Raw genomic sequence first — 21,045 nt, 5'->3', positions numbered from 1 at the left:
TTAAGAATGCTGTTCAATCAATTGCTGATGCTGTACTATAACCTGGCATATATCATCAGCAACTTCTGCTTTACTTTTTAGGGTAAAGTCTCTGATCTCTCCACTTTTGGAGAGGATACTGACCTTATTGGTGTCGATACCGAAACCGGCACCTTTGTCTTGCATGGAATTTAAGACAATGAAGTCCATATTTTTGCGTGATAGTTTTCCTTTGGCGTTCTCTAGCTCATTTTCTGTTTCTAGCGCAAAGCCAACCAAGGTTTGGTGTGTCGCTTTATTTGAACCTAAAAAAGCTAGGATATCTGTTGTTTTTTTGAGCTGAATTGAAAAATCTTCCGCTTTCTTTTTGATCTTCTGAGGCGCTACGTCTATTGGTGTATAATCAGCTACAGCTGCGCTCATAACGATAATATCTGCATCAGCAAAATGCTGCTGACAGGCCTGCAACATTTGTTGAGCCGTCTGGACATCTATTCTTACTGTGTTTTTCGGAGTTTGCAATGCCGTAGGTCCAGATACTAGGGTAACCTCAGCGCCAAGCTGCTGTAAACGCTCTGCCAGTGCATAGCCCATCTTTCCAGAAGAATGGTTTCCGATAAAGCGGACGGGATCAATAGCTTCGTAGGTAGGTCCAGCTGTAACTAAAGCTTTTTTCCCTTTTAGCGGTAAATTTGGGTTTAAGTGAGAAAGCAGGAAATCAATAATTTCTTCTGGTTCTGCCAAACGTCCCTCTCCAACCAAGCCGCTAGCTAGTTCTCCGTCTCCTGGGGGGATAACCGTATTCCCGTAGGAAAGAAGTTTCTGTACGTTGTGTTGTGTCGCAGGGTGTTTCCACATATCTAGATCCATTGCTGGAGCAAGGTATACTGGACACTTGGCAGATAGGTAAGTCGCCGTTAGCAAGTTATCACAAAGTCCGTTCGCTAGTTTGGATATTGTATTGGCCGATGCCGGTGCGATGATCATTAGATCTGCACGGAGTCCTAGTTCTACATGATTGTTCCATAGGCCAGTTTTTTTATCGTAATATTCAATTAATACTGGATTCTTCGAAAGCGTGGAAAGTGTGAGGGGAGTGATAAACTCGGCGGCATCTCTGGTCATTATGACCTGAACATTAGCCCCTTGTTTGATTAACAAACGTATTAGAGAAGCTATTTTGTATGCGGCTATACTGCCGCATACGCCAAGTGCAATATTTTTGTCTTTTAGAGAAGACATGATGTTTTAGTCTTAATCTTGCTCTTTAGATGGGTTTCTGAAGTATACTTTGTCATTCAGAAATTCATCGATAGCAATAAGAGTTGCTTTTGGTAGACGTTCGTAGTGTTTTGAAATTTCGATTTGTTCGCGATTCTCAAAAACCTCTTCTAAATTGTCATTGTTGCTAGCAAATTCTGCCAATTTGGAATTCAACTCCTCCTTTATCTCCACACCAATTTGGTTCGCTCTTTTGCTAATTACAACTATAGATTCGTACAGATTGTCCGTAGCTTGATCCAACTCTCTTAAATCTCTAGTTACGGTAGAGTTTGGAACGGCGTTATTTTTTGCTTGACTCATATTTATTTATATATATGTAAATATTCTATTTTTTTCCTTCTGCTGCTGCAGCTTCTTTAGATACCTCGGTGATACCTAGTTCTTTGTTTTGCTCTTCAATCTGTTTGTTGATTTCATTCATTTTTCGGATTGCGAATACAATTTTCTTGTCGGCACTAGATTTTAAACCATCCAATTCACCGCGGTACTTACTACTTGGATAATGATCAACAAACGTCTCATAATAATCTATAGCATCGTTGAAACGCTGCTCTTGTCTATTGGGAAAGCTGTTATCTGCGAATAAGTACTGTGATTTTACGATTAAGTATTCAATCTCTTCTGCAAATCTCGTGTCGGGGAAGTCTTTGAGTACATTTTCCAGTGCGATTACAGCAGCACGATAATCGTCTGACAATCCCATATTATAATAGAGTTTGGCATTATCAAATGCCTTTTTCTCTAATTTTTCACGTAGATCTTGAATGAGTTCCCCTGCTTTTTTTGCCCTTTCTGATTCCGGATAATAGTTTACAAAAAGCTGTAACTCATCGATTGCTTTTCGTGTATTTTCTTGATCTAGGTTGCTACGAGGAGACTCTATATAATAACAGTAAGCAGCCATATACCTACACTCCTCAGCACGAGGGCTGCTTGGGTAGATGCTGGCAAAAGTTTTAAAATGGTGCCGCGCAGATGTATAATCTTTGATACGGTAGTTCGCGTTTGCCCGGAGATAATATAAGTCCTCAGCCTCCGCACGACCGCGGTATTTTTCTGCTAAATCGTCAAATAGGATTAAAGCCTTTGAGTATTTGCCTTTTTCATAAAATTTTACAGCCTCTTGATATTTCATGGCTATATTATTGCTGTTTTTAAGTTTTTCAAACTTACTTTTACAGCCTGTGAAAAAAAATGCAGCCAGTAAAATGGCTATTATAACTCCTGTGCGTCTATTTAAAAACATTTTACAAAGATACGTCAATTAAAGATAATATTCAATTAAATTTCAGTCTGCAATTTAGTTGATTTTAATCCACTTAGTGTAGTTGTATCAAGCGTTTAACATACTTTAACCCTTAAGTTAGACTCTGTCATCGCATTGCTAGAAATGAAGGGCTGATTTCAAAATGAGTAAATATTTGTTTATCTTTACAGAAACAGAACGAAAGTAATTATAAAATGACCTTACGCGAAAGAGTCGAACAAGCATTAGATACATTAAGACCTTATTTAGAGACTGATGGCGGAAATGTAAGTATCGAAGAGATTACCGACGATAACATCGTTAGATTGAGATTGTTGGGGGCCTGTGCAAGTTGTTCAATGAGTATCATGACCTTCAAGGCGGGGTTGGAACAAGCTATCATGAAAGCAGTTCCTGAGATTATAGCTGTAGAAGCTATAAACATAACAGATATGGATGATCCTAATGCGACATCCCCTAATCAATTGTAACAAAATTGTTGTTTCTCGGTTAACACATTTTAACAGCAAGGTATTACGTGTTTAGCTATTTTTGTTAGAATGCTACAATATCTAAAATATCTATTGATTTTATTGTTTGCCTTGAATGTGCTAGTTGTTCATTCACAAAGCAAAAATTTAGTTCAGTTTAGTGGATTGATTTCCTCCACAGGATCTGATCTACCTGTAGCCTATGTGACGATAAAAAATACCTCTTTTAACAATCAGACATTTATTTCTAATAATGACGGCTATTTTTCCTTTGTAGCCCACAGTGGGGACACCATACGGTTTTCAAGTGTAGGGTATGATCCACTTACCTATGTGATTCCACATGTTGCAAATGATAAGTTTACCGCGCATATTCAAATGCGGAGTTTGGTTATTGAGTTGCCTGCTGTCACGCCCTTTCCCTGGGCTAGCTATGAAGACTATCTGGCTGACTTTATGGGAATGAAAGAAGGGTATGATCCTGTGGCATCAGCACGCAATAATATCAGTCCAGAGGCGATGGCAGCACTGGCTCGGATAGTGCCAAGAAATGCTGACGAAATTCAGAATTTCAACTCTACACAGCGTCATATTAATATGACTAATAAAAATATCAATCAAAGATATGCTAATCCTCTTTTAAATCCATTTGCATGGGCACAGTTGATTAATCAGATACAACGGGGGGATTATAGTAGGCAAAAGTTGAAGTATTAATATTTTAGTCTGCGTTTTTGATATCTGTAATTCGGCCTATTTCACGAACACTGAGCTTCGAGGAAAAATACGATACACATACAGATAATATGAAAACCGTAGCAAATACGATAACAAAATCTTGCAAACGTATATCAATAGGGTATACATCTATCAAAGACCCCTCCATCTCTCCGGTACGTATGAAACCATAGCTCTCTTGTAGTTTACAGAATGCGAAACCGATTACGATACCGAATGCACTTCCAATAAGAGAGATGAACATTCCTTCTATAAAGAATATACGCTCTATTACAGATTTTTCAGCTCCGAGGTGTTGGAGGATTTTCATGTCTTCTTTTTTGTCGATGACTAGCATCGTTAGCGAACCTATAATATTGAAAATCGCAATAATGCCGATAAATGTGAGTATGAAGAAAACAATCCATTTTTCGGACTTAACGGTTTTATAAAGTGTAGGATTTTGCTGTTCTCTGTTTTTAATGTAGAAATCTTTGTCGAGTTCCTTCTCCAGGTCTTTTTGTACTCTAGATGTTTTGCTTGGATCCTTTAGGTATACTTCTATCGCAGAGATTTTAGATGATTCCTCTAGTAATTCTCGAGCAAAATCCATGGGTACTATGATGAGGTTATCAAACTCCGGCTGATAAGCCAAGACACCATTCACAGCTATGTTTCTGATGTTAAAATCTTCTAAAGGATTGAGGTTATTGATAGAAGCCGAGCGCCTCGGGAAATATAAGTCAATATGGTTATAGAATCCCGTGAGCGGTATTTGTAAGTTTGATTGTATCTGTGCTCCGATCAAAGCATAATTTGTCGTGTCATCGTGTATGGAGAACTTTCCAGCATGCAGAATATCTTTTTCACTTTGAGCAGTTAACGCCGAGGGGTCCATTCCTTTCAGCTTGCCCACAAACTGCTGCTGATCGTATTGAATCAGGATTTTATCCTCCAATAATTCCACGTAATTCTTTACATCGGAAGACGCTGCGAGGGTTTTAAACGAAGTTAATTCCTTTGAAAAGGTCTTCCCCTCCTTAGGTTCAATGCGCAGGTGTGGAGTAAAGCTGCTGTACATGGATAGGATAAATTTCTCCATTCCATTGTAGAAGGATAAGACAATAACTAGTGCAGCCGTACTAACAAATACCCCTACAATACTTATAATTGAAATTATATTTATTGCATTTACTGATTTCTTCGAGAAGAGATATCGAGAAGCGAACAGTAAGGGGATTTTTAATGACTTCATCCGCGTACAAATGGATTTGTTCGTTTTTCGAAATCGATATTGGTACTCGGTCCATGGCCTGGATATACCACGGTTTCAGATGGAAGCGTATATATTCGTTGCGTGATGGATTGCAGTAGTGTCTCATGATCACCCCCAGGGAGATCAGTGCGGCCTATGCTATTTCGGAATAGTACATCTCCACCAATAAGGAAGTTATACTCGGCCGAGTAAAAACAAAGGTGAGCAGGTGAATGACCAGGAGCAAGTATTGCTTTTAGTTTGTGATTTCCAATGGGGATTTCCTGATTGTCTGTTAAGAAGGTGTCCGGTATAGGAGACGTCTCGTAGCGAATGCCCATCTGAGGAGCATAATTTTGAACAGCTACTAATACAGGTACTTCTCCCTCATGGAATTGCGGTTTAAGTCCCCATTCTTCATAAACGAAACGGTTTCCAAGAACATGATCTATATGACAATGAGTATTGAGTAATGTTTGTGGCTTAAGCTGATTCTGCTCAATGAAATGTTTTAATTGTTTTTCTTCGTTATGATTATGCATCCCCGGGTCAACAATTATACAGTTTTTGTTCTCGTCGTAGAGGATATAGGTGTTTTCCTGATAAGGATTGAATGTTATTGTTTCTATGCTAATCATAATTCAAACTTAGCCAAAAAGCTTTGCATTCACGAATTCCAGTCTTAAAAAAGAAACGGTCACTGCCATTTCGTTGAGTTGATCAAATGCCTGATGTCTTTTTTTACGAAGTCCAGGACGGGTTGTATCGAATCCAAATGTGGCTTTTCATTAAAGTACAATGCCCCGCGTAAGTAATGCTTCGATTTATCGGATATAAAAAACTGATAGTTGGAGGCTGTATTGCCTTGTATTTCGTACTCGAGACCATAGATATTCTCCTGTTTTATGATGATGTCTTTTTGTTCGATAGCACTTGCCATGCTTGTGTGTTTGAAGACAAAGGTTCGAGCATCTTCTGTAAGCTGTTCAAATGTAGAGTGTGGGCCAATATTGAAATAACTAAGGTGGAGTCTAGCATTAAATTGTGGAAAGTCTAGGTTTTTCCAACAGGGCATAGCGTTACTACTTTCATCTGGAGCAAGGATGCTGTAAACTGGTATCTCAAAGGTAAAAGGACATCCTGTTTTGGGGGTATGGTAGCTGCGCTCTGGAAAGATTACCCGGTGAAAACCTCGAGGCTTCGGGCTGTAATCCTGATTGTTACATGCAAAGAGCGTTAAAAGTACCGGCAAAAAGAAGAGTTTCTTAGGCATAGTTGTTTAAAAGGTTTCCTTCCATATTTGCCAGTTCTTTTCAGCTTGTAGAACTAACATTTCATAACCATTTTTTGTGACAGCATGCCGCTCTTTACCATTCTGGAGAAAAAGGGTCTCTTCTGGGTTGTATATTAAATCGTAGAGCAAGTGATCGGCTGTAATAAATTCATAGGGAATATTAGGACACTCGTCTGCATTTGGAAATGTGCCTACAGGAGAGCAATTTATGATAATTTGATGATCTTCAATGATTTTTTGATCCAAGTCACTATATGTAATGTCGCCATTTTCACGATTTCTGCTAACGAGTAAATAAGGGATATCCAATTTATTAAGGACATAGCAAACTGCCCTGGCTGCTCCACCATTGCCTAATACAAGTGCACGATTGTGTTTGTCGGTTAGCAAAGGTTCTAATGATTTTTGAAAACCAAAAGCATCTGTATTGTATCCTTTGATCGCGATTGTAGTGTCGTCTCGGCGATGTATGGTGAGGCAGTTTACGGCTCCTATTTCTTCTGCCTCTACAGAGAGAGCCGTTACAAATTTAAGTACGGATTGTTTGTATGGTATAGTGACATTAAATCCGTGAAAACGGCTGTCCTTTTTAATTAGGTCTGCAAATTCTTCAATATTTGGTAGGGAGTAGAGGTCATAATCTATCCCTGTGATATTTTCTCGTTCAAATTTTGATAAGTAGTAGTTCTTTGAGAAAGAATGCCCTAATGGGAATCCGATTAAGCCTAGTTTTATCATGAATTGGACGTGTATTTTTTTATAATTTCTGAAACAATCGGATTTCCTTGTAACTGAGGTAGGTAATCAAAAAGAATGTGGTGCTTTTCTGGTCCGAATGAAAGGGCCAATTCTAGAAAATTCAACGCTTCGTTGTACTGACCATTAGCAAATAGGTAGGCCACAAGCCTGTAATACAACTCGGCGCTGTCAGGATTGCATTTTATCGCCTCAGACATCGTTTCGATAGCTTCTATTAGCTTTTTTTGCTCAAAATATATCGATGAAAAATCTAGCCAAGCATCGATATCTGTAGGATTAAGCTCCACGACCTTAGAATAGGCTGCTTCAGACTCCTCAACCTGCCCCAATTTATACCTTGCGTCAGCTATTGCAAACCAATAGTCTGGGTTATCGTCTTCGAGCTCCAGTGCTTTTTTATAAAAATGGAGCGATTCAAAGTAGCGATCTTCAAAGTCCAATGTGACACCAATACCAAACCAAGCGTCTGATAGACCGCTGTCTAGTTTAACCGCTTTTTTGTAGTAGTCTCTTGCAGTGTCCATCTGCTCCAATTTCTCGTAGCACTCTCCAATGGCACAATAGGTGTCTGCATTTGGAGGTTCATACTCAAATGTTTGTTTATAGACAAGGATTGCTTCGGAGTATTTGTCCAGATTGACGAGTGCATTGCCCTTATTAAAGTAGGCAGATGCGAAGTTTTCCTGTATTAATATGGAGTAATCATATGCATCAATAGCTTCCTCAAAGCGGGACATTTTGTGGTATGCATTCCCAAGGTTATACCAAGCGATGAAGGAGTAGGGGTCTCTATCAATAAATTCATTGTAGAAGGTGATACTCTCTTCTTGTCTGTCCAGGATATCATAACAAAAAGCAAGTTCATATAATGCATCTTGATTTTCTAAATTGATTTCCAGTGTTTTTCTTAAGAAAGTAACAGCTTGTTCATAATTGCCCTGTAGTTGATAAAGACCTGCAAGTTGATAATAAACATCTTCTTTGTTTTCTGCGTTTGAGAGCGCCGCTAACAGTGCTTCTTCGGCTTCTTGATAGCGACCGGTAGAAGCAAATATAGATCCTCTGATAAGCTGTATATCGCCATCTGAGGGTTCGAGTAATTCGGCCTTGAGTAGAGCTTCTAGTGCTTTTTCATACTGCTGAATAGAAGCAAGAAGTTGTGCCCTCTTTAATAGGAATGATGTTTCAAAAGGATGCTGATTGCTCGCGAAATCAATCACTTGCAGTGCTTTTGACGGATCATTTTTTTCCGTATAGTAGTCTATTATGCTATCAAAAGCCGCCGAGTCAAAGAAGTATTGATCGTCATTCCGAATCATTTCTTCGTAACGATTTACAGATTCCTTTTGCTCCTCCGGCGATCCAAACTCAAATTCCTCTTCCATATCGTATCTATTTAGTGAAAAATACACTTTTTAAATTAAACCTATTCAAATTTCTTTTCCACATATTAACATACAGAGTGTAAAAAGAGGAAAAGGTTTAAAAAAAATAAAACCGCCCCGAATTTCGGGGCGGTTTATTATTCGTAATAATTATACTAGTGTATGATTATTTTTTGATCTCAACACGACGGTTTTGAACACGACCTTCTTCAGTTGCATTTGATGCAATTGGGTTAGCCTCTCCGTAACCGTTAGCGTTAATGCTAGATGCGGATACACCAGCATTTACTAAGTATTGTTTTACTGCATTAGCGCGGTCTTTAGATAAGTTCATGTTGTATGACTCAGAACCTTCTGCAGACGCGTATCCGTCTAAAGTAACAGATGATTTGTTATCACGGATTTCTTTAGCTAATTTATCTAAAGTAGCGTAAGAAGAAGTTTTCAATACTGAGCTATCGAATTCAAATTGAATTGGAGCGTAGTATGCACCTGTAGTAGCACCTGGAGTAACAACTGGCTCAGGGAATTTGATTGGACATCCAGAACCATCAACTACTGTACCAGCAGGAGTGTTAGGACATTTGTCAAATTTATCTGATACACCGTCTCCGTCTGAATCTTTACCTAAAGCATCAACAGTACCTTCTAATGAAGAAACGCGTTGTTTTAATGCTTCAACTTCGTTACGTAATGAAGGATCTTTTAACTCATCGTACATTGTAGCAACTGGGTTAGCAAAAGTCAAGTTTTGTTTGTCTCTTGAACCTAAAGTGAATTCTAAACCACCGTAAACGTTAGAGAATTTACCTTTTACGTCTGAACGACCTGGTCCGTAAAGTAAGTTATCATCAGTGAAGTTCATTGTGTAACCTAAGTTCAATGCTACAACTTCAGATAATTTGAATTTAACACCAACACCTACAGGAACGTAAGCAGCTAATTTGTTATCTCTATCACCTACTGGCTCACGATCTCCAAAGATTTCAGATCCCCATTTACCTTCGTTGTTGTAAACTTCAGTACCTGTGAAATCATTGTTTGCGAATTGAACTGGGTTGTTCGCTAATACACCTAAACCTACTTTAGCGTAGAAGTTAACTGCATTTTCTCTTCTTAAGAAGTCGATAGTACCCAATTGGAATACACCGTTCACACTAGCGGCCCAATTAACGCGAGTTTCAGCAGATTTTGCTCCGTTAGCTGTTTCTGGTGCAGTCACCATGTCGTGGTTGTAAGTTTTGATTCTACCACGGTTACCTTCTAACTCTAAACCGAATAGGTGAGAGAATTGTTTACGGATAGTCAAACCATAGTACTCACCAACTTTGTTTTGGAAGTAACCAACTTTTTGACCAAAGTTGTTAGATCCACCAACTAATGCGTTAGGGGTAGTGATACCACCTTGTAAGCCGATAGACCAAGTTCTGTATTGTGATCTACCACCAAATACAGTTGGAGTTTGAGCTTGAGCAGTTTCAGCAAAACCTAAAGCGGCTACTAAAGAAGCTGCAACAGCTGTTTTTTTAATTGTAGAATAGTTCATACTCTTTTGTTTAAGGTTATTAAAATTTTTAATTGTTCTCATTTTTAACATAACTTAACAATAACGGTGCCAAAAAATTAAATCACGTTGAAAAAATAATGTAGCGCACATTTTGTTGTTAAATAATAGGTAAAATTACTTATTTGTCTGTTATATAACAAATATTTCACTCAAATTTGTTTGTCTTTCGATAAAAAAGAAAGACAATGTAGCGCAAAAGCTACATTGTCTAACGTATAATGTTCAAAATAATTGCAGTATTAGCGTCATTATAGGATGTAATGTAGAACCGCTAGAGTCAATCCACCCAATATTGCACTTACGGGTATCGTAAGTATCCATGCCCACAGCAAACTGATTGTTACTCCCCAGCGCACAGCAGAGACTCTTTTTACAACACCTACTCCAATGATGGATCCTGTAATCGTGTGTGTGGTTGATGCCGGTATTCCAAAATGTTCGGTGATACCTAACGTTATTGCTCCAGCAGTCTCAGCACTAACGCCTTCCAAAGGAGTAACCTTAGTGATTTTGGTACCCATTGTTTTCACAATTTTCCAACCCCCACTCATCGTTCCGGCAGCAATAGCTACATAACAAGACAAGGGAACCCATTCGGGCATTTCTTCAAAACTTCCGATTACCCCCTGAGCTATTAGCGCGGTTGCGATAATACCCATTACCTTTTGGGCATCATTACCTCCGTGAGCAAAACTTAAACCAGCAGAGGAAATTAGCTGTAAGATTTTAAACCATCTTTCAGCAACACTAGGTCTGGTTTTTTTGCAGATATTAATGATAATAAGCGTAATGATAATAGCTATTGTCATTCCTATGACTGGTGCTAAGATTATAAAAGAAAGAATCTTTAGCGTAGCACTCAAGTTGATTGCGTCCAAAGGATTGGCGCCTAGAAAAAGGGCATATGCCATTCCCGATCCTGCAAAGCCACCGATCAATGTGTGCGATGAGGAAGATGGGATACCATAGTACCAAGTAAATAAATTCCAAGATATAGCCGCTACTAATCCGGCAAATATTACCTCAAGTGTAATATATTGTTCGATTACTGTTTTTGCAATAGTATTGGCTACTTTGTGGTCTGTAAAGACAAAATAAGCCACAAAATTGAAAAGAGCGGCCCAAAGTACAGCCATAAATGGTGTTAATACTTTGGTTGATACGATAGTTGCAATTGAATTGGCAGCATCATGAAACCCATTGATATAATCAAAGGCTATCGCTAATACAATAACAACAACTAATAAAGTCGTGATCATGATAAATTAATTATGTATAGTTAACATGCCTTAATTAGGCATTTTTAACAAGAATACTTTCCAACACATTTGCTACATCTTCGCATTTGTCTGTAGCATCTTCCATTGCAGATAAAACTTCTTTTTGTTTGATCAACGAAATAGCATCCGTTTCATATTCAAATAAATCTGCAACAGCTTTGTCGAAAATATAATCCGCTTTATTCTCTACACTATTAATGCGTACACAAGAATCCGTTATGTTTCGGATGTTCTTAAGATCTTTCAGCTCAAATAAGGCTTTAGCAACATGCTCTGTCGCTTCCAAAATCAGTGCTGTGATTTCAATCATCGGCTCCGTTGGCTTCTCTACTTTGTACAGTTGCATTCTATTTGAAGCTCCGTGTATAAAGTCAGCAACATCATCCAATGAACTCGCTAAAGCGTGGATATCTTCACGGTCAAATGGCGTGATGAAGTTTCGTCCTAGTTCAAGGTGGATTTGGTGTGTGATATTATCTCCAACATGTTCGAGGTCTTCTAGTTTTTTAGAAAGTTCTTTTCTTTCTTCTAGATTAGTGCTATTTACTGAAATGTTGAGGAGTCTAGCCATCTCTATTAGATTGGCACCAGCTTGTTCAAACAGGGGAAAGAACTTTTTGTCCTTAGGGACAAAGTACTGAAAGATGCTATTTAAAGACATAATACTTTTATTTTGATGCAAAAGTATAATCCTAATGTTAAGTTAATGTTAAGTTTTAAAACATTGCTTTATTAAATGTTTTTGGATTTGGATAGGGTAAAGCCAAAAGTTGTACCTATTCCTTCTGTACTGCGTACATTGACCGTTTGTTGATGCGCTTCTAAAATATGTTTAACTATCGATAGTCCTAGGCCTGAGCCTCCAATATCTCGAGATCGGCTTTTGTCTGTTCTGAAGAAACGTTCAAATACTCTTGGTAAGTTTTTCTCCTCGATTCCATAGCCATTATCTGTAACTTCGACTAACACTTGATCTAATAGGTGGAATATGCTAATTGTGGTTTTTCCTCCATTTTTGCCATATTTTAACGAGTTGTCTATGAGGTTGACAAGAACCTGTTGGATTTTCAAACGGTCACCTTTTACTTGTATGGTTTGATTTGGCTTTGTATTGAAAATAATCTTGATGTTATTTCTATTTGCTTTATCAATAAGATGGTCAATCGTTTCATTTATTAATTCGATAATGTCGAACTTTTGAATATTTAGCGATATTTTTCCAGATTCAAGCTTTGAGATTTCATCAAGGTCGTTAATCAGATAAGTCAACCTATCGATGTTTTTGGAGGCTTTATCAAGAAAGACCAATGACATCTCAGGGTCGTCTGCCATCATTCCGTCTTGCAGTGTCTCAATATATCCTTGTATTGCAAAAAGAGGTGTTTTAAATTCGTGTGAGATATTCGATAAAAATTCTCTCCTGAATTTTTCTTGCGCTTTCAGCTGATCTATTTCAGTAGACTTCTGTTTCGCCCAGTCTCTTACCTCTTGTTCCGCTCCTTTTATTGGGTCATCACTGGCATGCTCTGCAAGTACTTCTTTCATATCTTTTCCCAGCTTTAAGCTGCGGATTAGTTTATAAATGTTACTTATTCTGTTGTTTATATACTGATTTAAGACATTGCTGAGTATGATAAAAGAAATAACAAAAGATACAGATAGTATAATAAAGAAGTGGTTCCAGCTGCTTTCATAGTACATGCTCACAAGTGCTAGAGCCGTGGAGATAATTAAAGCGATGTAGAAAACAAGGAGCCTAAAGTTCATAAAAGACTTTTGTAGTTAAATATTCGAGAATAAAACTTTCATGATTCCATTGAATCAGCAACAGAGATGAAAGTTCTTGATGGCCTCTGAAAATACACACTTTCAGAAAAATAAAGTGTAATAATCAAGAGCAGTTCTACTGATGCCCGATTATTACACCGCTAAAAATAGGAATATTAATGTTAAGCTTATATTAAAATCTTGCGATCACAGTTTTTCCTCCTACTGTTTTGTCTCCGATTGCGACATTTATTTTCGTGCCTAGAGGTAGAAAAACATCGACTCTAGATCCAAATTTAATGAATCCGAATTCGTCTCCTTGTGTTACAGGTTGTTCTTCTTTGACATACCATACGATTCTGCGTGCCAAAGCACCTGCAATTTGCCGAAAAAGAACTTCAACTCCGTTATCCTTTTTTACAACTATAGTTGTGCGCTCGTTGTCCGTAGAGGATTTTGGATGCCAGGCTACCAGAAATTTGCCGGGATGGTATTTGAAAAAAGTAACGATACCAGATATAGGGTTTCTAGTCACATGAACATTGATCGGTGACATAAAAATCGAAACCTGGATTCTTTTATCCTTAAAATATTCGTTTTCTTCTGTCTCTTCAATGACAACTACTTTCCCGTCCACTGGACACAGTACCGCATCAGCATCGATTTGTATTTTCTTAATAGGGCTTCTAAAAAACTGTACTATAACGATAAACAAAAATGCAGATACAGCGTACAAGAACCACTTGATGATTTGATTGGCATCGTAATAATCAGCAACCGCATTAATGATGAATATAAATAGAACAACTAATGCTAAACTTGTATATCCTTCTTTGTGAAACTTCATATGTCAATCGTTATATTTTATATGCCTTTTAATTCTGCAAACATAGATAAATTCATGTAAAAATCCTAGATTCCCTTTTGACGTTGTATCTGCACGGGAGCGATGTGAGTCTTTTCTCCTTTTGTCTGAAGCGTAAATGTGATAATTAATGTGTCAGCGATAGGTTCGCCTTCCGAATAAGAAGGGAGGTAATATCCGATCTGATTAATCATGCGTTCGAAGATGTTTTTCTCTTCCTTAGAAAGTATGTTTTCTGTATCGAGTAGTGTCGCCGAAGAGGGGATACCTTTTTTCGACACCTTTACATGGTAACTTAAGGCCGTTTCTATATCTTGATTACTTTGAAAAGAAAATTGCTCCAAGTACTGAACAAACTTATTTGCAATAAAGATATTAAAACCTGTAAACTCATCAAATGAACATTTCTTGCTTAACAGGTGCTCCGCGCGAGGAAAGTAGTCATTTGGAGTGAATACAAAATCTTCTTTAGCAATCAATAAATGATTGAAGCCCTCCTCAAAGCGTTGCCCGTTTAGCTGCCCGTTTTCATATTGCTCTGTTAATAGGTGGGTTTGAATTCTCCTTTTTCCCTCTTCTACAAAAGAAACATACCACAAGCCTTCTGGAAGTCCATTTTTGACCTTGCCGCGTCTGTTAAACCGGGTATAGCCATGTTCAGTGAAACCAACTATGGGAAGATCGATATCATAGGTTCCTTCGCCATCTTTGATTTGCTGCTGTCCTTTTCGATCCCAATATTGATTGATATGAAAATCAGATGGCCCCAGCGTGATGAATAACATTGGCTTGCCGTCTGGATAATAGTATTTCCATGAGCCAGTAGCGACATCATCCACAAAGGTGGACTCCCATTTTAAGGCTCCATTTGGGTGATATGCTTTAAAATCCCCCTGTTTTTTGCCATTTTGGTATTGCCCCGAAAGTATAACCCGACCATTAGGATCGAAGTCTCTAACTAAGCCTTCAAACTTATTTGTTTTTATGTCAAAAGATGAAACACGCTCTATATACTTGAATTCACAGTTTTTGTCAACCAGATAATAGTTCTGGTCGAAATAAAAGCGCATCATATCATTAGGAGCTTTTTCGAAGTACAATGGCTTATTGTCTTGCGCTTTGAGACTAAAAAGCAAGGTTGATAATACGGTAATCAAATAAATAGCTTTTTTCATATGTATATAATTTGATTTTTCAGTTGTCATATGGAATATCCAAATTATACTCATTCGTGTTTGTGCAGTCTGTACTACATGGATATTTCATATGTATATAATTACTTGATGATCCGCCAGTTGGCGGATCCAAACCTAGTGTAACGAGCTCACGAAGTAATTATGTTCCTTCGTATTTGTGTAGTTTCTGCTATATGGATATTTCATGCAGTGTTTTAATGTGCCTCTAGCCAGTTTGAGCCCTCGCCTATTTCTACTTCAATAGGCACCCGCAGTGTGATGGCTTTAGTCATTCGTTCCGAAATTATGCGTTTGAAGGTTTCTACTTCATTTTTAGGAACATCAAATACAAGTTCATCATGCACCTGCATGATCATTTTGCCTGATAGTTTTTGGTCTTCAATATCCTTTTGGATTTGAATCATGGCGATTTTGATCATATCTGCGGCAGATCCCTGAATTGGAGCATTGATTGCGTTGCGCTCAGCAAAGCCTCTTACAGTCATGTTCGCTGAATTGATGTCTCTCAGGTAGCGTCTTCGTTTCAGAATAGTTTCTGCGTAACCCTTTTCTTTAGCCGATTCCACCGCTTTGGACATATACGCTCTAACACCACTATATTGTGCAAAGTATTGATCAATGATATCTGCTGCTTCACGACGTGAAATACCTAGATTCTGCGAGAGGCCGAATGCAGATTGTCCATAGATAATACCGAAGTTGACCGCTTTTGCATTACGACGTTGATCTGAAGTGACCTCGTCCAGATCGACGTTGTAAACCTTGGCCGCAGTAGCCCGGTGGATATCATAACCTTTGATAAATGCTTCAAGCATGTTTTCGTCTTGACTCAACTCAGCCATAATACGAAGCTCAATTTGCGAATAATCGGCCGACAGTATAGTGTGGTTTTCCGAGCGCGGTACAAAAGCTTTACGTACCTCACGTCCTTTCTCTGTACGTATCGGTATGTTTTGAAGATTGGGATTCGTCGAGCTTAGGCGGCCGGTGGCGGCTACAGCTTGATTGTACGATGTATGGATCAGTCCTGTTTCAGGGTTGATAAGTGTAGGAAGCGCATCGACATATGTTGATTTCAGTTTTTGATACTGTCTAAAGTCTAATATGTCCTGTGCAATGTCTGATTTATGGGCAAGAGCAACGAGCACTTCTTCTCCGGTCTTATACTGTCCTGTTTTTGTCTTTTTTGCCTTAGGATCCAATTGTAACTTGTCAAATAAGATTTCACCCAGTTGTTTTGGTGAGGCAATATTGAATTTTGTTCCCGTTTTATCGTAGATCCTCTGCTCGATTGAAGCTATATCTTTTTCCAAAGACAGGGAAAAAGCTTTTAAAGTATCGGTATCAATCTTTACTCCATTTTTTTCCATTTCGGAAAGCACATATACCAAGGGGAACTCCACTTGTTCAGCGAGCGATTTTGTGGCTGTTTCAGACAAGAGTGGCTCAAACTTTTCATACAGTTGCCAAGTGATATCTGCATCTTCTGCGGCGTAATCTTTTGCTATTTCGATAGCTACATCGCGCATATTTCCTTGGTTCTTACCCTTGTTGCCTATTAGCTCTGTTATAGATATGGGGGTGTAGCCTAGGTATGTTTCTGATAAGATATCCATACCATGACGCGTATCAGGGTCAATCAGATAATGGGCAAGCATGGTGTCAAAGAGCGGTCCTTGTATGCGTACACCGTATCTGGAGAGAAGCAAGATGTCGTATTTTAGATTTTGCCCGATCTTCTGTATAGACTTGTTTTCAAAAATTGGTTTGAAGCTATCAACAATGAGCTGAGCTTGCTTTGCGTCAGCTGGTGTTGGAACATAGTAGGCTTTGCCTTTTTCAAATGAAAAAGAAAGGCCAACAATATCTGCAAGAAGTGGGTCAATTCCTGTTGATTCAGTATCAAAGCAAATTGCTGTTTGTTGAGACAATGTGTTCGCTAGCTCTTCTATTTTTTCCGGATTATCGATAAGAACGTAATCATGTTCAGTATCTTTAATTGTTAAGTTGGGCGAGAGGATAGCTGTGGGCTGCTCCGCTATGTTTGAGTCGGTTGGTTGCTCTACGGCAAATAAATCCATTTGAGCTGAATTTGCCTTTGTAGAGTTGTCAATTGTTGAAAAATCGTCTCCAAATACCCGCTTGCCTAACGTACGGAACTCCAGTTCCGCAAATAGAGGTTCTAAAAGTTCTTTATTGGGAGCGGTCACCTGAAGTTGCTCCTCATTTAGTGTTACCGGAACGTCTAAAAGTATAGTAGCTAGTTTTTTTGAGATAAGTCCTTGTTCCGCAAAGTTGATTACATTTTCCTGCTGTTTACCCTTGAGTTTGTCCGAGTTGGCAATCAAACCTTCAACACTTCCAAACTCTTTAACTAGCTTTTTCGCAGTTTTTTCGCCAATTCCTGGAATGCCGGGAATGTTATCCACAGCATCTCCCCAAAGCCCCAAGATATCGATTACCTGTGTTACATCATCTATTTCCCATTTTTCCAATATCTCAGGCACGCCTTGCACCTCAGCACCATTACCCATCCGGGCTGGTTTATAAATAAAGATATTGTCAGATACTAACTGCCCAAAATCCTTGTCTGGCGTCATACAGTACACGGTAAATCCTTCTTTTTCGGCTTGTTTGGCCAAAGTGCCGATGATATCGTCCGCTTCATAGCCATCCATTGTAATCAAGGGGATATTAAATCCTTCGACCAGTTTAAATATATAAGGTATGGATTTGGAGAGGTCTTCCGGCATCTCTTGACGATGTGCTTTGTAAGCTTCAAACTCGGTGTGACGATTGGTTGGAGCTGCGGTATCAAAGACTACGGCAATATGGCTGGGGTTCTGATTTTTCAAAACCTCCAATAACGTGTTTGTAAAGCCCATAATAGCACCAGTGTTGAGCCCGTATGATGTTAGTCTAGGGACCTTGTTTAGTGCAAAATATGCTCTATAAATAAGGGCCATCCCATCCAAAAGAAATAGTTTTTTCACAAAGAGTAAATTTATGTATACACACAAAGGTAATAAAACCTTCATCAACTACATATAACCAAGATCAATGAAGCAGCGTGGATAATAAGTAATAATATTGATATTTTTTGCGACTTTTGTGAGAGTTCGGGAGATTACTTAAATAAACAAGCATAAATAGGAAATGAGAGGTTTGGTGACAAAATCAACAGGAAGTTGGTATCAAGTGTTAGGAGACGACGGAGTTTCTTATGATTGTCGTATCAAAGGAAAATTCAGAACAAAGGGTATCAAAACGACAAACCCTATTGCTGTTGGCGACTGGGTTGACTTTGATCTTGAAGAATCAGAGCAAACAGGAATCATTACTACCCTAGAGCCTCGGAAAAACTATATTATCAGAAGATCAGTCAATCTATCTAAGCAAACACAGATTTTGGGAGCTAATCTTGATCAGGCTGTTTTGCTTGTTACCTTGGCTTCTCCGCCAACCTCTCTCGGGTTTATAGACCGGTTTTTAGTTACAGCGGAGGCCTATGGTATCCCTGCCGTATTGGTGTTTAACAAATTAGACCTTTTCAGTGATGAAGGGAAAGAAATACTAAAAGAATACAAAGCTATCTACGAGAATATAGGTTATGCCTGTTATGAGGTTTCAGCATTAGAAGGGACACATGTGGATACATTGGAGCATATTTTAAAGGATAAAGTGACGCTCTTGTCAGGTCATTCTGGAGCGGGCAAATCGACACTTATTAATCGAATAGTGCCAGGGACACAGCTACGTACCGGACAGATTTCAGACTGGTCTGATAAAGGGAAGCATACGACAACATTTGCTGAAATGATCGAGTTACCTTTTGGGGGCAAACTTATTGATACGCCTGGTATTCGCGAATTGGGGATTGTGGATATCGAGAAGGGAGAGCTGTCTCATTTTTTTCCAGAGATGCGACTTTATCTCAACAAATGTAAGTTTAATAACTGCCGTCATATTAATGAACCTGGTTGTGTCGTGTTGGAAGCGGTCGAACAGGGGACGATCGAAGAGTCTCGCTACGACAGTTACCTTAGTATGTACAACAATGAAGACAATCGTAATTGATTCTGATTGATCGGTTGAAAACAAAAAGCCATTTTGGCTTGTTTTATTCCAAATTAATAAATTAGAATATTTATGAAGTCTCTTTGGAAGTGGGTTCTCATCGTTTTTTCGGTTCTTGTTTTAGGGATATTGGCTCTGGTATGGTATTATGGGCGAAACTGGAAACCTATAGTGGAGACGAAACTTAAGGAAGTCGTGCATAAATCTACAGGAGGATTGTATACCTTGAAATATGACGATTTAGATCTAAATATAGCATTGGGGAACGCTACTTTGTGGAATGCCGAATTGATTCCCGACTCTGCGGTATACCAACAGCAGGTGTTGTCAAAAAAAGCTCCGAATAATCGTTATCATATAAAGCTGAAGACGTTGAAAATAAGGCGTTTTAGTCTTATGGATGTTCTGTCTGATAAGCGCTTAAATATTAAGAGTATAGTTTTTGAAGAGCCCAGCATACATCTCATCAGTGAGTATCACGCGTACAACGATACGATATCTGATCAAGCTCAAAAGACCTTATATGAAAATGTAAAAGATATCTTTAAATCTATTAATGTAAAGGATATCAAAATTGACAACGTAAAATTCAAATATTCCAAGATTGAAGAAGGGCATACAAGCGCTATTAGCCTCGATCAAGTGAATATTAATGTGCATGACGTATTGGTTGATGAGACTTCACTGGCCGATACTTCTAGACTTTACTATACGAAAATGGTCGATGTTCAGATTCCCAAATTTGAATATGACTTGCCAGATGGCTATTATCGAGCAAGGTTCGAAAGTCTAAGAATAAATACAAGAGAACAGAATGTGCTGTTCACGAAAGTTTTTTATGGTCCCAAGATGGGTAAAAGCGCTTTTTTTAAGCAAAAAAAGCAAAATGTAACAATGGCTGTTTTAGCCTTTGATACGTTACGCATAGAACACTTGGATTTCCGGAGATTGATTGACAATCAGCAGACCGTTGCTTCTAAAGTTCAGATAAAGAATGGTTCAGTAGATTTATCCGCAGATAAGAGGTATCCCAAGTACCCCGTTGTCAAAGTAGGGCACTCCCCGCATCAACAATTAATGAATGCCAAAAAATTACTTCGTTTGGATACTGTTTTGGTGGACAATATTAGAGTTACTTATCACGAGTTCAGCGCCAAGTTTGGTCGAGAGGGATCTATCAGTTTCGATGGGGCTAGAGGTGCCCTTACCAATGTGACCAATGATACAACTGCCCTAAAGAAGAATAAGTTTATGCGAGCGGATCTGGTTGCAAAGGTGATGGATAGCGGGCGTCTCCATGCCAAATTTGGTTTCGATATGCTTAGCAAAAATGGATACCATACCTATAGCGGCACTTTAGGCGCGATGAATGCTACGGCATTCAACCGGATTCTACAACCATTGCTCAATGTGGGCATTGCTTCTGGAAACATCAAAAAAATAGCCTACAATATGGAAGGAACAGACCGCAAAAATTGGGGAAGCTTTAAGTTTGATTATAATGACTTGAAAATTGATCTACCAAAAAAGGAGAATGGAAAGAAGTCAAAAATAGTCGCATTTTTGGTGAATCAGATTTTGATAAATGATAGTAATCCAGATGCCAATGAGATATATCATGTCGGAAAAATAAATTACAGGAGGGTGCCTGAGCACACCTTCTTTAAAACCGTATGGCAGAGTCTTCTTGAGGGTATAAAGCAGTGTGCCGGTATCAGCCCAGAGCGGGAAGCCAAGTTAATTGGCACTGCCGAAACAGTAAAGGAAGTTAGTTCTGAAGCTAAGGGTGTTGTTGAAAAGACGGGGAAATTTTTCAAAGGATTGTTTAAGAAAAAAGAGAAACCCGAAGAAAGCAAGCCCTAATCGTTCTCCGCAAGAATATA

19 protein-coding genes are annotated in these 21,045 nt (G+C 38.7%); 4 read left to right on the top strand and 15 right to left on the bottom strand.

Going from position 1 to position 21,045, the window contains the following annotated elements; genetic code table 11:
* From coaBC to B5X76_RS19965, 3 genes are read right to left on the bottom strand one after another with little or no spacing between them, the layout of a single operon-like run.
* Positions 1-1,221 carry a bifunctional phosphopantothenoylcysteine decarboxylase/phosphopantothenate--cysteine ligase CoaBC gene (gene coaBC / locus B5X76_RS19975; RefSeq protein WP_079645692.1) on the bottom strand — a complete coding sequence of 407 codons (1,221 nt, stop codon included), beginning with the start codon at positions 1,219-1,221 and terminating at the stop codon, positions 1-3.
* Between the two features lie 12 nt (positions 1,222-1,233).
* Positions 1,234-1,563, bottom strand: coding sequence for a DNA-directed RNA polymerase subunit omega (locus B5X76_RS19970; RefSeq protein ID WP_079645691.1), 330 nt, complete (start codon positions 1,561-1,563; stop codon positions 1,234-1,236).
* 25 nt (positions 1,564-1,588) lie between these two features.
* Positions 1,589-2,509, bottom strand: coding sequence for an outer membrane protein assembly factor BamD (locus B5X76_RS19965; protein WP_079645690.1), 921 nt, complete (start codon positions 2,507-2,509; stop codon positions 1,589-1,591).
* Between the two features lie 215 nt (positions 2,510-2,724).
* Between B5X76_RS19965 and B5X76_RS19960 the strand changes: the two genes are divergently transcribed.
* A complete protein-coding gene (locus tag B5X76_RS19960; RefSeq protein ID WP_079645689.1) occupies positions 2,725-3,000 on the top strand; it encodes a NifU family protein in 276 nt (91 codons plus the stop codon).
* A 69-nt stretch (positions 3,001-3,069) separates the two neighbouring features.
* The gene (locus tag B5X76_RS19955) at positions 3,070-3,717 is read left to right on the top strand and encodes a peptidase associated/transthyretin-like domain-containing protein (RefSeq protein WP_079645688.1); all 648 of its coding nucleotides are present in this window, start codon (positions 3,070-3,072) and stop codon (positions 3,715-3,717) included.
* Between the two features lie 4 nt (positions 3,718-3,721).
* Here the strand turns inward: B5X76_RS19955 and B5X76_RS19950 are convergent, their stop codons facing one another.
* The 12 genes from B5X76_RS19950 to polA form a co-directional block, all read right to left on the bottom strand.
* Positions 3,722-4,972 carry an FtsX-like permease family protein gene (locus B5X76_RS19950; protein ID WP_079645687.1) on the bottom strand — a complete coding sequence of 417 codons (1,251 nt, stop codon included), beginning with the start codon at positions 4,970-4,972 and terminating at the stop codon, positions 3,722-3,724.
* Positions 4,969-5,610 carry an MBL fold metallo-hydrolase gene (locus B5X76_RS19945; RefSeq protein ID WP_079645686.1) on the bottom strand — a complete coding sequence of 214 codons (642 nt, stop codon included), beginning with the start codon at positions 5,608-5,610 and terminating at the stop codon, positions 4,969-4,971. The genes B5X76_RS19950 and B5X76_RS19945 overlap by 4 nt, the downstream gene beginning before the upstream one ends.
* 59 nt (positions 5,611-5,669) lie before the next feature.
* A complete protein-coding gene (gene gldD, locus B5X76_RS19940; RefSeq protein WP_079645685.1) occupies positions 5,670-6,245 on the bottom strand; it encodes a gliding motility lipoprotein GldD in 576 nt (191 codons plus the stop codon).
* A gap of 6 nt (positions 6,246-6,251) precedes the next feature.
* Positions 6,252-7,004 carry a shikimate dehydrogenase family protein gene (locus B5X76_RS19935; protein ID WP_079645684.1) on the bottom strand — a complete coding sequence of 251 codons (753 nt, stop codon included), beginning with the start codon at positions 7,002-7,004 and terminating at the stop codon, positions 6,252-6,254.
* Entirely contained in the window at positions 7,001-8,410 is a 1,410-nt protein-coding gene (locus B5X76_RS19930; RefSeq protein WP_079645683.1) for a tetratricopeptide repeat protein, read from the bottom strand. The genes B5X76_RS19935 and B5X76_RS19930 overlap by 4 nt, the downstream gene beginning before the upstream one ends.
* Before the next feature lie 166 nt (positions 8,411-8,576).
* Complete coding sequence (locus tag B5X76_RS19925; RefSeq protein ID WP_079645708.1) at positions 8,577-9,956, bottom strand: OmpA family protein; 1,380 nt, start codon at positions 9,954-9,956, stop codon at positions 8,577-8,579.
* 269 nt (positions 9,957-10,225) lie between these two features.
* Positions 10,226-11,236 (bottom strand): inorganic phosphate transporter, encoded by a 1,011-nt coding sequence (locus B5X76_RS19920; RefSeq protein ID WP_079645682.1) that lies wholly within the window; start codon positions 11,234-11,236, stop codon positions 10,226-10,228.
* 34 nt (positions 11,237-11,270) lie between these two features.
* On the bottom strand, positions 11,271-11,918 hold the full coding sequence (locus B5X76_RS19915) for a DUF47 domain-containing protein (RefSeq protein WP_079645681.1): 648 nt from the start codon (positions 11,916-11,918) through the stop codon (positions 11,271-11,273).
* 71 nt (positions 11,919-11,989) lie between these two features.
* A complete protein-coding gene (locus tag B5X76_RS19910) occupies positions 11,990-12,802 on the bottom strand; it encodes a sensor histidine kinase (RefSeq protein WP_317042873.1) in 813 nt (270 codons plus the stop codon).
* 415 nt (positions 12,803-13,217) lie between these two features.
* Positions 13,218-13,871: a phosphatidylserine decarboxylase family protein gene (locus tag B5X76_RS19905; RefSeq protein ID WP_079645679.1), complete on the bottom strand. Its 654-nt coding sequence runs from the start codon at positions 13,869-13,871 to the stop codon at positions 13,218-13,220.
* 65 nt (positions 13,872-13,936) lie between these two features.
* Positions 13,937-15,064, bottom strand: a complete 1,128-nt coding sequence (locus B5X76_RS19900) for a toxin-antitoxin system YwqK family antitoxin (protein ID WP_176141149.1) — start codon at positions 15,062-15,064, stop codon at positions 13,937-13,939.
* A gap of 215 nt (positions 15,065-15,279) precedes the next feature.
* The gene (polA, locus tag B5X76_RS19895) at positions 15,280-18,078 is read right to left on the bottom strand and encodes a DNA polymerase I (protein WP_079645677.1); all 2,799 of its coding nucleotides are present in this window, start codon (positions 18,076-18,078) and stop codon (positions 15,280-15,282) included.
* A 163-nt stretch (positions 18,079-18,241) separates the two neighbouring features.
* Between polA and rsgA the strand changes: the two genes are divergently transcribed.
* Positions 18,242-19,162 carry a ribosome small subunit-dependent GTPase A gene (gene rsgA / locus B5X76_RS19890; protein WP_079645676.1) on the top strand — a complete coding sequence of 307 codons (921 nt, stop codon included), beginning with the start codon at positions 18,242-18,244 and terminating at the stop codon, positions 19,160-19,162.
* A 72-nt stretch (positions 19,163-19,234) separates the two neighbouring features.
* Positions 19,235-21,025: an AsmA family protein gene (locus tag B5X76_RS19885; RefSeq protein WP_079645675.1), complete on the top strand. Its 1,791-nt coding sequence runs from the start codon at positions 19,235-19,237 to the stop codon at positions 21,023-21,025.
* Positions 21,026-21,045 lie beyond the last annotated feature (20 nt).

Origin of the sequence: Sphingobacterium nematocida (assembly GCF_900168125.1) — a bacterium.
Taxonomy (GTDB): domain Bacteria; phylum Bacteroidota; class Bacteroidia; order Sphingobacteriales; family Sphingobacteriaceae; genus Sphingobacterium; species Sphingobacterium nematocida.
This window is presented reverse-complemented; position numbering and strand designations above follow the sequence as displayed.

Excerpts from the sequence above, each read along its gene's own strand:
- B5X76_RS19945 (WP_079645686.1), bottom strand. The coding sequence starts at position 5,610 with ATGATTAGCATAGAAACAATAACATTCAATCCTTATCAGGAAAACACC.
- rsgA (WP_079645676.1), top strand. The coding sequence starts at position 18,242 with ATGAGAGGTTTGGTGACAAAATCAACAGGAAGTTGGTATCAAGTGTTA.
- B5X76_RS19910 (WP_317042873.1), bottom strand. The coding sequence starts at position 12,802 with ATGAAAGAAGTACTTGCAGAGCATGCCAGTGATGACCCAATAAAAGGA.
- B5X76_RS19900 (WP_176141149.1), bottom strand. The coding sequence starts at position 15,064 with ATGAAAAAAGCTATTTATTTGATTACCGTATTATCAACCTTGCTTTTT.
- B5X76_RS19955 (WP_079645688.1), top strand. The coding sequence starts at position 3,070 with ATGCTACAATATCTAAAATATCTATTGATTTTATTGTTTGCCTTGAAT.
- B5X76_RS19915 (WP_079645681.1), bottom strand. The coding sequence starts at position 11,918 with ATGTCTTTAAATAGCATCTTTCAGTACTTTGTCCCTAAGGACAAAAAG.
- B5X76_RS19960 (WP_079645689.1), top strand. The coding sequence starts at position 2,725 with ATGACCTTACGCGAAAGAGTCGAACAAGCATTAGATACATTAAGACCT.
- B5X76_RS19930 (WP_079645683.1), bottom strand. The coding sequence starts at position 8,410 with ATGGAAGAGGAATTTGAGTTTGGATCGCCGGAGGAGCAAAAGGAATCT.
- B5X76_RS19905 (WP_079645679.1), bottom strand. The coding sequence starts at position 13,871 with ATGAAGTTTCACAAAGAAGGATATACAAGTTTAGCATTAGTTGTTCTA.
- B5X76_RS19970 (WP_079645691.1), bottom strand. The coding sequence starts at position 1,563 with ATGAGTCAAGCAAAAAATAACGCCGTTCCAAACTCTACCGTAACTAGA.
- B5X76_RS19885 (WP_079645675.1), top strand. The coding sequence starts at position 19,235 with ATGAAGTCTCTTTGGAAGTGGGTTCTCATCGTTTTTTCGGTTCTTGTT.
- B5X76_RS19925 (WP_079645708.1), bottom strand. The coding sequence starts at position 9,956 with ATGAACTATTCTACAATTAAAAAAACAGCTGTTGCAGCTTCTTTAGTA.
- B5X76_RS19965 (WP_079645690.1), bottom strand. The coding sequence starts at position 2,509 with ATGTTTTTAAATAGACGCACAGGAGTTATAATAGCCATTTTACTGGCT.
- coaBC (WP_079645692.1), bottom strand. The coding sequence starts at position 1,221 with ATGTCTTCTCTAAAAGACAAAAATATTGCACTTGGCGTATGCGGCAGT.
- B5X76_RS19950 (WP_079645687.1), bottom strand. The coding sequence starts at position 4,972 with ATGAAGTCATTAAAAATCCCCTTACTGTTCGCTTCTCGATATCTCTTC.
- B5X76_RS19920 (WP_079645682.1), bottom strand. The coding sequence starts at position 11,236 with ATGATCACGACTTTATTAGTTGTTGTTATTGTATTAGCGATAGCCTTT.
- gldD (WP_079645685.1), bottom strand. The coding sequence starts at position 6,245 with ATGCCTAAGAAACTCTTCTTTTTGCCGGTACTTTTAACGCTCTTTGCA.
- B5X76_RS19935 (WP_079645684.1), bottom strand. The coding sequence starts at position 7,004 with ATGATAAAACTAGGCTTAATCGGATTCCCATTAGGGCATTCTTTCTCA.